Here is a 13583-nt window from a genome sequence, read left to right as displayed (position 1 = left end):
CGCAAAAATCGGGACAGGCTATCCAAAGGAAAAGAATCTAGAACAAGATAAAAGTATTTCTACACCACAAAAAACACTTCGCTCCAATAATTTAATATATTTGCTTCAAACCAATACTAGCATCATACTCAACTATGAAAAACCAATTACAGCTATTTGCCCACGATTTACTTCCTCTTTATCTAGAGCAGTTGCCAAAAGGGTTGCAAGATGCTTTTGATGCCTTGGAGGATGCGGAGATTTCAACCGATACTTTTAGTTTTTATACTTCGGTGTCGTCCGTTTACAGCAGTAAGATTGAAGGTGAGGACATTGAATTGGACAGCTATATCAAGCATAAAAAGTTTGGCATTGCGTTTTTAGCGGATTATACCAAAAAAATTGACGACTTGTATGATGCTTATACCTATGCAAAATTACATCCGCTAAATCAATCTACTATTATGGAATCCCATCAACTTTTGAGCAGGCATATCTTGCCCAAGAATTGGCAAGGAACTTACAGAACCCAGAATATGTTTGTGACTACTCCAGACGGAAGGATAGAGTATGTTGCGGTATCGCCTTTTGAAGTAGAGGGCGAGATGAAAAAGTTTCATCATGACCTTGCTGTCTTGCTTGAAAGGAAAATGATAATTGAAGAGGTTTTTTTCTATGCCTCAATGCTTCATTTGGTGTTTGTGAAAATCCACCCTTGGAATGATGGCAACGGAAGAAGTGCGAGGTTGTATGAAAAATGGTTTCTAGCACAGAAACTAGGCGAAAAGGCATGGTTTATAGAAAGTGAAAAGATGTATTATGAACAGCACGCCACTTATTATCAAAATATCCGCTTGTTGGGATTGGAATATCCTGAATTGGAATTTAACAAGGCATTACCTTTTTTGCTGATGTTGCCTGAAGCATTGGTTAAAGAATAAGTTTTAGATGGATCAGGTTCAAAAGGACTGTCCCCATTCTTCTCGGAAAATCCTTAAAGTCAATATAAATTTAAAATTTTAAAACTTCGAAAACTTTGAATAAATAAAAAAACACTTACATTTGCCCTCGAAATGAAAAACATATACCAACATAGTAACGCGTCATTTAGACTATTATGCGATCGCAAGGAAGCAAAACTTCCTAGTGGACGCTGTGGATGTGAGGGTATTGTTTGGTTTTTTAGGTAGAAAATGTAATAGAAAATCAAAAATAATAGCATGAAGCGTCCTGATAATCGGGACGCTTTTTTTGTTTTAGCCCCAGATGAAAAGCCTAAATAGAAAATAATTTAAAGAAATAAATAGAAAAATGTTTAATGATTAAACTAAATAGTACAAAATAACCTTGAAAAGTAATCTGATGAGAGACAGTCATTTGGTTCAATTGAGCTTCTACCTGAAAGGGTGGACAGGAATTCTTATGGTTTGTTTTTGAGTTTAACTAATTGATTATCAATAAGATAATTTTAAAAAAGATTTGGAAGTTTGTTTTTTTTGACTTTATCTTTGCAGAGGAAAAAGAGTAGGGAGTAGGGAGATGGAAGTTGGAAGTTGGGAGAGAAAATATTGAGACTAGAGTATTAAGTAGTAAGACTGAAACTGAAAGAGAGAAAAGAAAATACATAATAGAGTAAGGATGACGACATTGATTTCAACATATAAAAAAATAGCAGCAATGGCTTTTAACATAAAATCACATAACCGACAACTGGCGAACCCGAGTTTTGATCTTGGATTTACAGTTATGCAGGTGCATGAATACAGGCAAATGGAATAAGTATATTCTGTTGAATGTTATGAAAGCACCTTGATGAGGTGCTTTTTTTATGCACAAAAATGAAATGATTTCGTAGCTCAACTGGATAGAGCGATTGCCTACGAAGCAAAAGGTTGGGGGTTCTCCCGAAGTTTCGGGACCTTCGAGATCACAACTGTTTTTTTAGAAAGGAAACAAAACTCCGAAAGCGCTTATTTTTTTGACTGTCTCTCATCAAGTAAGTGCTCAGGAGTTAAAACTGGGAAGATAACGGTGGTTGTTTACCCGCCTTGGACGCGGGAGGTCGCAAGTTCGAATCTTGCTTCCCAGACTATGCAGGAATGGCGGAATTGGCATACGCGACAGATTTAGGATCTGTATTTTGAGAGTTCGTCCCGAAACGTCGGGACTCTTCCTGTACAATTGGAATAGTAGTGTAGGTGGTCTGCACGTTAGTCCCGAAACTTCGGGAGAAGCACTGAAGGTATTCGTTCAACTCGAATCTGTTCCGCAACATATTAAAATAAATAAAGATGGAAAAATTTGGAAGAATTGCTTTAGTAGGAATTGAAATGGAAGAATATCAAGTGATCAGGTCTGGTTACAAAGGGCTTATTATTTGGCACCAATCCATACCTAAGATTGTAATTAAGAATGGTATTTTATTTATGGAAAAAGAAAATGGTATTGGAATGTTGCCAGTTGACAAGGTAGTGTATTATGGCATTTTTGATAATGATTTTGATTTTATTACAGGCTTGGCAGTATGGAATGGTGCCTGTTTCCCGAATGCTGAAGCAATGATGGATTGTCGATTAAAGATTCCGTGTCTGGTAAAAGCAATGAAGCATTCAAGATTTGGTGCTCCAAGAGGTTTTATATCTGCCGAAACAGAAGTGACAGTTGCTACTGATATGGTTGCGAAATGGGGCAACTGGCATTGTGGACAAAACAAGCATCGCTTTACTGGAGATTGGAAAAGTGAGATGGCCTCAACGATTGAACCCTATTTTGAAGGCGATGCCGTTAGAATTATGGTAATAGGAAATCAATATTGGCAGATAAAGTTGGAAGGAGACACATGGTTAAAATCAATTCATCCTGATACAGCTTGCTTTATAGAGATTGATCAGGATTTGTTAGACGACACCTTGCACCTTATGAAAACACTCAATATGAGTATGATTGGTAACGATTATATTGTTTGTAAGGATGGTTCGAAACAGTTATTAGAAGTCAATCATATTCCGAATATCACCCGATTTGAAGAAGTGAGAAGTGCTTATCTAGAAACGGTGATGGCGTGGATTCAAAATTAAATTCCACTACGCAAAATAATTGCGTAGTGGTTTTGAAATCTTTGTTCAAGAAAGAAATAGGTTCATTGCATTTAAAATATCAAACAAGTCCTGTTGCGTGTTTCTGTATAGCATCATTGTAGCAATCTTTGCCGAGAGGCATTATGTTTTGCTGTGCAACTTGATTTGGAGGTTTGGGTGTTTTCCAAAAAATGCCACCACTCTATGGGTCACGGGTTCGACTCCCGTTCCGCCTCGGCGGATAGTTCAGTTGGTTAGAACAATAGACATGGCTACGCAGGTTCGAATCCTGCTCCGATTTTGCTCGGATTGACAGTGGCGTCAACCTTTTCAGGCTCAAAATCTGAAAGAAAGAGAAGCATTGCTCTTTAAAATAATGCACAACAAGGAAAAGGAGCCTGTCTCGATCAGGAGCCTTCGGATGCAACATTTGAAGGTTACACTTTTGACAGGACTTGAAAGCACGATGCTGTGTTTTGAACTATTGGTTTTTCTTTTTGGCTTGACCGATCAAATTCAGTTGGATTTCTTTGGAAAATAGTCCGAAACAATTGCCAATTAGCAAAATACACTCTTGCTTCCGTCAGGGAGGAAGGATAGAGAAGGTTCGTTTTCTTATTAGTAAAACATTAAAAAATAGAAAAATGATTAGAACAGTACGTATCAATGCCTACCAGGTTGGTTTGGTATTCGAAAATAAAAAATTAGTAAAAGTGTTGGAGGAAGGCAACTTCTGGATCTTGGGCAACAAGGAAGTAATGATTTTTGAAAAGAAACACTCTTTTGTAGCACCATTAGAATTGAACATCTTGTTGCAAAATGAGGCCTTGGCTTCCTTGTTGGAAATCGTTGAGGTTGCCGATAATGAGATTGTGTTGTATTTTGTAAACGGTATTTTCAAGGAAGTTTTAACGACAGGAAGATATGCGTTTTGGAAAGGCTATATGAAGAATGAATTCGTAAAAGCAGACTTGTCTAAAGTATATATCACTGAGCAGATTCCATTGGCTTTGTTGGAAAACATAAAGGTAAAGATGTATGTGAGACGTTTTCAGGTTGCTAACTACGAAAAAGGTTTGTTGTTTGTGAATGGTATTTTTGCAAAAGAATTGACGGCGGGAACCTACTACTTCTGGAACAATGCCATTTCTGTAGAAGTGAAGAATGTCGATATAAGACAACAACAATTGGAGATTTCTGGTCAGGAATTATTGACCAAGGACAAGGCCGGTTTGAGAATCAACTTTTTTGTGAGCTACCAAGTGACAAATATTTTCAAGGCTTTGGTGGATAATAAAGATTTTGAAAAACAGTTGTATGTCTTGATGCAATTGGCTTTGAGAGCCTTCATTGGCGGTTTCACGTTGGATGAATTGTTGAGCCGAAAAGATACCATTGCAAAAGAAATCTTGGACAATGTTCAGGTTAAAATCAATGCTTTGGGTTTGGTCGTTGCCGATGCCGGTATCCGAGACATCATCTTGCCAGGTGATATGAAAGAGATCATGAACCAAGTTTTGGTGGCCGAGAAAAAAGCACAGGCTAATAGCATCATGAGACGTGAAGAAACGGCTTCTACCAGAAGCTTGTTGAACACTGCCAAATTGATGGAAGAAAACGAGATGTTGTGGAAATTGAAAGAGATGGAATATGTTGAGAAAATTGCCGATAAGATTGGTGAAATCACTATCTCTGGCAGTGGCAACATCATCGGGCAATTGAAGGAGATCTTCGTTAAATAAAAGAAACCACGGACTTTTAGGTTCGTGGTTTTTTATTCAACTAATTGTAGCGATAAACCAATAGCTATCCTACCAATTTATCTTCCCATTTTCGCAATTCACGTTCCGTATTCTGCCACCAGTTTTGACTCCAAATCCGGGCATATTCATAACCTGCATTTTTAAGGATTTTCTCTTTGTGTAAATCTTCCAGATAGGCTAAATCACCCTTGTACTCTTCCTTGCTCAAACATTCAAAAGCAATGGATGTAGTACCCGACATCTCCACCATGATATCAAGTGTATAACCTCCAAAAGGATGATTCAGCTTGAAAGTATGTTGCGGAAATCGTTCCTGTAAAGCGTTGTAAACTTGTTCTTTGAATAGTTTTTTAGAAGAGGTTTCTACTTTTTCGCTAACATGGCTAAAAAGGATGAGGTCTTTCAAGATTTCACTTCTCTTGGCTTCATTCTCTTCACTAACAGCTTTGCAATAACTCAAGTAGGCATAAAAAATAGCCTTACGGTTATTGCCTCCTTCTTTTTCCAAAGCCTCACGGTAATTGCTGTAATATTCTTGCGGAATCGAGGTGCAAATCACAATTTTTTCTTTTGCACGAGTGATGATTACATTTAATAATTTATAGCCTTTTGAATGGTTGATTGGACCAAAACCTTGAATGAATTTACCGTCTTTTTTCTTGCCATAAGTGGTTGAAATCAAAATAATATCACGTTCGTCTCCTTGAATATTTTCCAAGTTCTTGATGAACAACCCGGCTTCTTCCAAAGCGGTTATTTTTTGGCTGAAAGCAGTTTCTGTAGGATCATTTTGCTTTTGAATTATTTTTCGTTTGATAAAATTTCGCTGTGTGATATTGAAGGTTGCAATTCCAATCGAAGGATATTTCCCGTTTTCCAATGGCTCTATTTTTTCCAGAATTTCAATGATTTTATCGGCTTCGGCCTCATTGATATGTTCGTCAAAAACACCATCAACCTCGATAAATTCAATAGGTTTTGATTGGCTGTTTGCAGGAAGCGGTTTTAATCGGGAACCATAAAAAGCATGGTTCGAAAAATCAATCAAATAGGGATGCTTCGAGCGGTAATGAAAATCTAGATAATTCTTTTCGAATTTGAATTCCATGGCAAAATCCAAAAGCGATTCAATAGAAAGCATCGAATTCTTCTGGTTGATTTTTTCGTTTTCATCCTCAATTTCTTCTTCATCTTCAAATGTCCCGTCAAACACTTTGCTGAAATAATTGGAAGGAGGCATCTGGTGTTCGTCACCAGCAATAATGATGTTTTTTCCCTTGAGCATTGCAGGTAAATTATCTTCGAGTTTCAGCTGGCTGGCTTCATCAAAAACCACGTTGTCAAAATAGAAATTTTTCCCTTGAAATAGATTCGAACAAGCATCCGGAGTGGTCAACAAGATAGGGAAGAAGGACGTGAAAAGATCAGTGTCCTTATTGGCAATTTGCCTTAAAGTTAGCCGATTGAACTTGGTGCTTTTTCGTTTGTTGTATAAATTGGCGACCGAAATATCAGGATTTAATTTTTCAAAATTTTGTGTAGAAAGTAATTGATTGTTGTTCCAATAACTTTCGATATAGCTTTTTTGTGTCGATTCGAAGTGCTTGATTTTTGTGGCAAAATTGCTATAATTTTCTTCGTTTATTGCCAAATTATTATCGGATTTTTTCAATAAAAGCAGCGAATAATAAGCAAACAAAAAAGAATCTTTCCAATTGGATATAGGATATAACAACGTAACCAACTGTTGGTTTGTTGGCGAAAGCGAATTAAAAAATAAAAACCAATCATAAGTAGCTACAAATAATTCTGGAGCAGCATTTTGGAAGACAAAAATCAATTCATCTGTTTCCTGAATGATTTCCTGAAACGAATTCCCATTGATACTTTTTTGTGTCCAACGATCTTGATTGATAAGCAGTTTTAAGTTTTTGGTTTTTTCCTGAATGGATTTTAATTCAGCAGTTTGATAATTGGTTTCAAAAAAATGCAATACGTCTAGCTGCTCGAAATCGCTTTCAATTTTTGTGGTAAAATCGGTTTTAGCCAATTGCATTTTGGAAGTATAACTTTCGCAGTTCTTTACGTTTTGCAACATATCTGAACTAAGGCTGATTTCAGGGAAATTAGTGTGCAACGAAATACTTTTTATTGCTGTTATATTGTTGCGAAGTTTTTGCTGTGTTTGCAAAACTTCTTTTTTTGAAGAAGAAAAGAGGGAAAGGAATTTATAGAAAAAACCGCCTGTCTTGTCCAAATTGAAAACATCAGAATCAGGAGATAGTGTAGCCGTACTGACGATAATTTCGTTAATCAGTTGTTCTAAAGTGGTTAATTGAGAAGCAAATTCTTCCTTTCTTTTTTCAAAATAGTACGAACGGAATTGTACCAACAAAGCCTGTATCTCATCTCTTGTTTTCTGATACTGATCAAAAGATTTTTTTAGTTGTTGTTCGGTTTCAAATCGATTATTGACAATGATTGTATCCGGATTAAAAAACGCATCTTCCTTAAAAGCTTGGTATTTCGCGAAAAAAGGTTGTCCGCTTTCGATAGTCTGAAGAAATTCATCTAGTTCAGAAGTCGAGAAATCTAGGGCTAATTCTTCCAGATTTAAGGTTTCCGCACTCGCTTTCAAAGCTAAAAGGTGCCCAATAATTTCTGACCAATCTTGATCCTTGATGACTTTTTCGTTCAGCTTGTGATGCACCTGATTGATGCCTTCTTTGTTGAGATGAATGCCTTCCAGAAGTTCTTTTACAACACTATCAGGATACACTTCCTTATGTTGCTTGAATGTTGGTGCATCAATCTTGGTGCGAACATGATCCACGACAAAACGACGGTCGGAAACACTATCTTTTATCATCATGCAAAAATCGCCCAAGCCTTTCTGCTGAAGGGCATTTTGCAAAACTTCAAGAGCGGTTTGTTTTTCGCAAACCACAATTGTTTTCTGGCGGTTTTCTAGAGCATTGATTAGCAAAGCTGTGAGCGTTTGGCTCTTTCCTGTTCCAGGAGGTCCTTGGATTACGATTTTAGAATGTGCCTTTAAGGCTTCTAAAATGCTTTGTTGAGAAGGATCGGTGGCAATTGGAGTTATCGATTGGAACAAACCGTTTGGTGCTTTTTCTTCGAAAGAATAGGAAGCAATCAGTTCGTCATAATCGTTGATGATATTTTGTTTTTGTACTTCAAAAAGGGAGAAGATACCACTTTTCTCGATTAATGTATCGCCTTTTTTGGGTAACAATTTTTCATAGCTAACCTTTGTCTTTATGGATGGAATTGGAGCATAATTATCTAAAATGAAATCCAAATCCTGACTGGTTTGCAGTTGTTCCAATATGTTTTTGCAGATGGATAAAAGTTCAGGCTTGTCGATTTTTCCATCGTCCAGCATTTCGGTAGGAATTGCATTTAGAAATACCCCCGAATCACTTTGCAAATGATTGACCAACACTTCGTTCAAATAGATAGGATCATCTTCCGTTCGGCTAATTTCCCAAGTGTTCATTGCCGAAGTTGCCTTGATTTTAACGGTCCAGATTAAAATTGGCGAAGCCGAAATCTGATTGTCATTTGCATCTCTTCTGATCAATAATGGAAATCCAAAACCAAGCGTATTCATTCCTTTTTCTGATGCTACAACTTCGTTCTGGAAGATCAGATTTTCGATATTGGTTGCAATTTTCCGAAGGTTTATTTCACGTTCTTCATCTGCGGAAGCGCTATCTGCCTTTTGATGTTTTTCTATCTTTGGAAGAATTTCATCATAATCATTCAAGTAAATACTATCCTTTGCAACAGTTTTTACTTTTGGTTTATCTTCTTTATGTTGGGTAGAAAAAGTGAAGCTCACATTACTCATTGTCAACAAATCGAGGACAAAAAGTTCAGGTAAACTTTTCTTGATTGCAGCTAATCTTGAGAGATCAAACTTATATCTGGAGTTGCCCGGAATGGCATTTAAGTGAACCCCTCTGCGATTTCCAACTTTTAGTTTGCTTTGCAGGGATTCGAATACGTCTGGCGAAAATTTCATAAATCAATCTATCTAGTGTTGAAGTAAAAATAGTTAAAATTTTTAATCATTACTAACGCCTTTTCATTGATATTGTTTTTTACTGTTTATAAAAATAAAAGTCTCCCTTAAAATGGGGAGACTTTTGTTTATTTGTAAATCTTATCGTATAAATCCTTGTAGATTTCCATAACGCTTTTACGTTTGAGTTTCATGGTAGGGGTGAGGTGTCCGCCATCAATCGACCAAACATCAGGAGTCAATTCAAAACGCTTGATCTTTTCCCAATGTCCAAACTTTTGATTGATGGTTTCGACTTCTTCGTCGATACGTTTTTTTACTTCTTCATTGGCAATGATCTCCTTGTTAGTACTACCGATGTTGATGTTTTTCTTTTTAGCCCATTGTTTAACGAATTCAAAATCAGGCTGTATAAAAGCTCCAGGCATTTTCTCCCCGTCGCCAATCACCATTATTTCGCCAATGAAACGCGATTGTTTCATCGCATTCTCGATCAATTGAGGAGCTATGTATTTTCCACCAGAGGTCTTGAACATTTCTTTTTTACGGTCGGTAATCTTCAGGAATCCTTCAGCATCCACCTGACCAATATCTCCGGTATGAAAATAGCCGTCTACAATGGCTTCGCTGGTGAGCTTTTCATCTTTATAATAGCCCATCATTACGTTTGGACCTTTGCAAAGGATCTCGCCATCTTCGGCAATTTTTACTTCTACGTTATCAATGATTTTTCCAGCTGTACCAATTTTGAAACCACCATTTCGTCTGTCATTTACGGATATTACAGGCGATGTTTCGGATAAGCCATAGCCTTCCATCACATATATTTCTGCTGCGGCAAAAACGCGGGCCAATCGTGGTTGTAGTGCAGCACTTCCGTTTACAATGAGATCTAAATTGCCACCCAAACCGGCTTTCCATTTGCTGAAAATAAGTTTTCGGGCAATTGATAATTGAAATTCATACCACCAGCCGTTTGCACCATCCGGTTCATATTTCAAACCAACAGAAATGGCCCAGAAAAATAATTTCTTCTTGATTCCTGTCAATTCAGTGCCTTTTGCAATAATCTTTTCATATACTTTCTCGATAAGTCTAGGAACGCCTGTCATCACGTTTGGCCCAATTTCCTTTACATTATCGGAAATCTTTTCGATGGATTCACCAAAATAGATGGCAACTCCGTAGTATTGATAGATGTACGTCACCATTCGCTCATAGATATGGCAAATAGGCAAGAAACTCAAGGCCTTGCTTTTTCCTGCTTCAAACGGAATCCTACTGGCAGAGTCCAATACGTTCGAAACGATATTATTATGCGAAAGCATCACTCCTTTTGGTTTTCCTGTGGTACCAGAAGTATAGATTATCGTGGCAAGTTCAAGCGGTTTTACGTTGTTTTTACGTTCCTCCACTTCGTCTTGATTGCTAGTATCTTTTCCTAATTCTAATAGTTCTGACCAGTTTTTGCAACCTTCAATCTTGTTAAAAGAATACATCTCTTTTAGTCTTGGCACATTGTGCTTGATGGCATTCAGCTTATCCAAAACTACATCATCCGAAACAAAGCAATAGCTGGCTTCCGAGTGGTTCAATATGTATTCATAATCAGCTTCGGAAATTGTAGGGTAAATAGGTACGGTTTGGGCTCCCGTTTGAAGCGTCCCGATATCCATAATGTGCCATTCGGTTCTATTATTGGAAGAAATAATGGCAATCTTGTCATTCTTTTGAATGCCTAATCGAAGCAAGGCTCTGGAGATGGTATTGGCCTTTTCGACATATTCATCGGTCGAGGTTTTCACCCAAACGCCGTCCTGTTTTGTTACTAATGAGTCGGGAATATTGTAGTTTTTTTGTTGATGATAGGGAAAATCAAACAGCCGGGTTATTGCACTCATTTTTGATGAAATTATATTTTAGTGACTGCAAATTAATTAAATATCTAGTCATTCACAATATTTATTCAGAATATTAAATCTTTGTTATGAAATATGTAGTTTTGCACTTCTAAAAAACCTTTTAATCAGGACAACATAATGCAGCAATTTTTTCGATTAAACGAATATAAAATATTGTTATACAGAATAGTATTGGTTTATTTGTTTTATTTCATCACGCGAGTTTTGTTTTATTTGTATAATAGTGATCTTCTGGTAGTAGATTCGTTTTTTGAATTCTTCAGGCTCTATTATCATGGTTTGGCATTTGATACTACAGCCATTTTATATTCCAATGGGTTGTTTATACTGTTGTCTATACTGCCATTGGTTGTCAATACAAAAAAAGGATTCCAGAAATTTTTATTCTATCTTTATTTTATAACCAACTTTATAGCTTGGTCGACCAATTTTATCGACTTGATTTACTACCGATTTATTTTCTCCCGTACTACCATTGCTGTAGTAGATTCGCTAGAACATGAATCGAATAAAGCTACCTTGTTTGGAAACTTTCTGGTGAATTATTGGCATGTCTTCCTTTTGCTAATTGCATTTTCTTACTTATGGATTTATTTGTATAAGAAAGTGAAAGTGAGCTACACAAAACCTGTGGTGAATGTAAAGTATTTTGCCTTTTCAGTGATTGGTTTTCTAGTCATAACCACTTTATGTATTGGCGGTATCAGGGGAGATTTCAAGAAGAGTACCCGACCGATTAATATGTTGGATGCCAATCGATATGTAAGCCATATTTCGCAAGGTGATTTGGTTTTGAATACCCCATTTGCTATTATCCGAACGATAAGTGCTACCAGTTTCAAGAAGCAAGATTTGGTTGATCCATCGGTTATTGCAAAATACACAAAGCCGATAAAACAATACAGCCACAATCCTTCTACAAAACCGAATGTGGTGGTTTTCATATTGGAAAGCTATGCCCGAGAATACATTGCAAGCTTCAATAAAGACCAGAATATTCCAGGGTATAGAGGCTATTCTCCATTTGTAGATTCGCTTGCACAGCACAGTATGATTTATACCAATGCTTATGCAAATGGCTTCAAGTCGATTCACGGAATGTCTTCTATTTTGGCTGGAGTACCCTCATTCAAGGATGCCTTTACCTCTTCGCCTTATCCAAAACAGAAAATACAGTCATTGGTTTCGGTTTTGAACGATGAAGGCTATGATACCAGTTTTTTCCATGGAGCTCCAAATGGTTCTATGGGGTTTCTAGGTTTTGGGAATATCTTGGGTATCGAGCATTATTATGGCAAGACCGAATTTAATAATGATGCTGAATTTGATGGCGTTTGGGGCATCTGGGACGAGCCTTTTTTCCAGTATATGAAAAACACGCTCGACACCAAGCAACAGCCTTTTATGGCAACGCTTTTCTCGGTTTCTTCTCATGAGCCTTATAAAGTTCCCGAAAAATATAGCGGTAAGTTTCCAAAGGGAACCGTAAATATTCACGAAGGGATAGGGTATACAGATTATGCCTTACAGCAATTTTTTAAGGAAGCCAAAAAACAGCCTTGGTATGATAACACTATTTTTGTTCTGGTTGCCGATCATGGGAATACGATTGCTTATGACGAATATAAAAAGGAATTTAACCGAAATACCGTACCAATACTCTTCTATTCTCCAAATGGAAAATATGCACAGCCAGGTGTTAGTGCGGAATGGGCCCAACAAATCGATATCTATCCTACGATTTTGGATATGATTGGTTATAAAAAGCCCTTTAGAAGCTGGGGAAGGAGTTTGGCTAGCAAGAATGAAGGCGAGGAGCCATTTGTGATCAAATATTCTTCGAATGTGTATCAGTTTATGAGTGGCAATTACATCTGCACGTTTGACGGCAAGAAAGCGATTGGTTTTTATGATAAGAATGATAAGGGAATGGAAAAGAATTTGATTGCCAATCGAAATGCCGAAATGGACTTGATCGAGTTGAAATGCAAGGCCTTTATTCAGGATTATATGGAGCGAATCATTGATAAGAAACTCGCTGAGAATTAAACACTATTATTTTTAGTTAACACGGATTACACAGATTTACACCGATTTTTTAATTACAAGTTAATAAGAGTCTATCTGTATAATCTGTGTTTTATAATCTAAAACGGTATTTGTTAGAAACAACATTGCTGGTGATGCACCACTTATAACTACTATTGCTGCAGTCTTTTTTCTTCTTCGCTTGCCTTGATTGTTTTTTCTAGCCTTGACAATCGTGTAGCTTCTTGTTTGGCCGTCATGATCCAATGGATGATTACTTTCTGATAGGAAGGGGCCTGATTGGTAAAGAATTCCCAAGCTTTTCTATTGATTTTAAACAGTTGGGTGAAATCTTCATCCAGTTCTTTTGCCTTACTTTCAAAGGAGTACACTTTTGATAGGTGTTCTTTCCTGTGTTTGAATGCTTCCCATCCGGCGGGATGCATGAGGCCTTCCTTTTGCAGTCGCTCCATATTGGCTATATTTTTTGCACTCCAGATGCTTGTTTTCTTTCGAGGCGTGAATCTATTCGAGTAGCTTTCGTCATCAATCTTTCTCCTGGTACTGTCAATCCAGCCAAAGCAAAGTGCTTCCTCTACCGCTTCGGGCCAGGTGATGCTCTTTTTGCCTGCATCTTTTTTGTAGAAGGCCACAATGATCTCTGATGCCTTATCATGGTTTTCTTTTAGCCAATTTCTAAAATCCTGTGGTGTTTCGAAAAAGTGATGTGCCATAGCGCTTTTTTTAGATGGTAAAGATAAAGGGCAAA

9 protein-coding genes and 2 tRNA genes are annotated in these 13583 nt (G+C 37.2%); 7 read left to right on the top strand and 4 right to left on the bottom strand.

What is annotated here, in order from left to right:
- Positions 1–134: 134 nt before the first annotated feature.
- From G508_RS0109250 to G508_RS20080, 3 genes are all read left to right on the top strand, one after another.
- Positions 135–920 (top strand): Fic family protein, encoded by a 786-nt coding sequence (locus tag G508_RS0109250; protein WP_026705051.1) that lies wholly within the window; start codon positions 135–137, stop codon positions 918–920.
- A 904-nt stretch (positions 921–1824) separates the two neighbouring features.
- Positions 1825–1909: transfer RNA gene (locus G508_RS20085), tRNA-Arg, on the top strand.
- An 87-nt stretch (positions 1910–1996) separates the two neighbouring features.
- Positions 1997–2068: transfer RNA gene (locus G508_RS20080), tRNA-Pro, on the top strand.
- Here G508_RS20080 and G508_RS20075 read toward each other — a convergent pair.
- Positions 2069–2254 (bottom strand): hypothetical protein, encoded by a 186-nt coding sequence (locus G508_RS20075; RefSeq protein ID WP_157485930.1) that lies wholly within the window; start codon positions 2252–2254, stop codon positions 2069–2071.
- A gap of 16 nt (positions 2255–2270) precedes the next feature.
- Between G508_RS20075 and G508_RS0109245 the strand changes: the two genes are divergently transcribed.
- The 3 genes from G508_RS0109245 to G508_RS0109230 all read left to right on the top strand — a co-directional run bounded on the left by G508_RS0109245 (position 2271) and on the right by G508_RS0109230 (position 4798).
- Entirely contained in the window at positions 2271–3056 is a 786-nt protein-coding gene (locus tag G508_RS0109245; protein ID WP_026705050.1) for a hypothetical protein, read from the top strand.
- Positions 3057–3432: 376 nt separating this feature from the next.
- Positions 3433–3597, top strand: coding sequence for a hypothetical protein (locus G508_RS19825; RefSeq protein ID WP_157485929.1), 165 nt, complete (start codon positions 3433–3435; stop codon positions 3595–3597).
- Between the two features lie 103 nt (positions 3598–3700).
- Positions 3701–4798, top strand: a complete 1098-nt coding sequence (locus G508_RS0109230) for a slipin family protein (protein WP_026705049.1) — start codon at positions 3701–3703, stop codon at positions 4796–4798.
- Positions 4799–4862: 64 nt separating this feature from the next.
- Here G508_RS0109230 and G508_RS18780 read toward each other — a convergent pair whose 3' ends face one another.
- Together G508_RS18780 and G508_RS0109220 are read right to left on the bottom strand one after the other, a co-directional pair.
- Positions 4863–8864 (bottom strand): AAA domain-containing protein, encoded by a 4002-nt coding sequence (locus G508_RS18780; RefSeq protein ID WP_051197531.1) that lies wholly within the window; start codon positions 8862–8864, stop codon positions 4863–4865.
- A 128-nt stretch (positions 8865–8992) separates the two neighbouring features.
- Complete coding sequence (locus tag G508_RS0109220) at positions 8993–10765, bottom strand: AMP-dependent synthetase/ligase (protein WP_026705048.1); 1773 nt, start codon at positions 10763–10765, stop codon at positions 8993–8995.
- A 138-nt stretch (positions 10766–10903) separates the two neighbouring features.
- On the opposite strand from G508_RS0109220, the gene G508_RS0109215 reads away from it, so the two are divergent.
- On the top strand, positions 10904–12835 hold the full coding sequence (locus G508_RS0109215; protein WP_157485928.1) for an LTA synthase family protein: 1932 nt from the start codon (positions 10904–10906) through the stop codon (positions 12833–12835).
- A gap of 152 nt (positions 12836–12987) precedes the next feature.
- Here G508_RS0109215 and G508_RS0109210 read toward each other — a convergent pair whose 3' ends face one another.
- Complete coding sequence (locus tag G508_RS0109210; RefSeq protein WP_026705046.1) at positions 12988–13548, bottom strand: YdeI/OmpD-associated family protein; 561 nt, start codon at positions 13546–13548, stop codon at positions 12988–12990.
- Positions 13549–13583 lie beyond the last annotated feature (35 nt).

It is taken from the genome of Flavobacterium soli DSM 19725, assembly GCF_000422705.1.
Lineage (GTDB): Bacteria > Bacteroidota > Bacteroidia > Flavobacteriales > Flavobacteriaceae > Flavobacterium > Flavobacterium soli.
Note: the sequence above shows the minus strand (reverse complement) of the source record. Positions and strands in the feature narration are given on the sequence as shown.

What these genes read in the sequence shown, in the direction of transcription:
- G508_RS0109215 (WP_157485928.1), top strand. Translation starts at nt 10,904, where the DNA reads ATGCAGCAATTTTTTCGATTAAACGAATATAAAATATTGTTATACAGA.
- G508_RS0109245 (WP_026705050.1), top strand. Translation starts at nt 2,271, where the DNA reads ATGGAAAAATTTGGAAGAATTGCTTTAGTAGGAATTGAAATGGAAGAA.
- G508_RS0109220 (WP_026705048.1), bottom strand. Translation starts at nt 10,765, where the DNA reads ATGAGTGCAATAACCCGGCTGTTTGATTTTCCCTATCATCAACAAAAA.
- G508_RS0109250 (WP_026705051.1), top strand. Translation starts at nt 135, where the DNA reads ATGAAAAACCAATTACAGCTATTTGCCCACGATTTACTTCCTCTTTAT.
- G508_RS0109210 (WP_026705046.1), bottom strand. Translation starts at nt 13,548, where the DNA reads ATGGCACATCACTTTTTCGAAACACCACAGGATTTTAGAAATTGGCTA.
- G508_RS19825 (WP_157485929.1), top strand. Translation starts at nt 3,433, where the DNA reads ATGCACAACAAGGAAAAGGAGCCTGTCTCGATCAGGAGCCTTCGGATG.
- G508_RS18780 (WP_051197531.1), bottom strand. Translation starts at nt 8,864, where the DNA reads ATGAAATTTTCGCCAGACGTATTCGAATCCCTGCAAAGCAAACTAAAA.
- G508_RS0109230 (WP_026705049.1), top strand. Translation starts at nt 3,701, where the DNA reads ATGATTAGAACAGTACGTATCAATGCCTACCAGGTTGGTTTGGTATTC.
- G508_RS20075 (WP_157485930.1), bottom strand. Translation starts at nt 2,254, where the DNA reads ATGTTGCGGAACAGATTCGAGTTGAACGAATACCTTCAGTGCTTCTCC.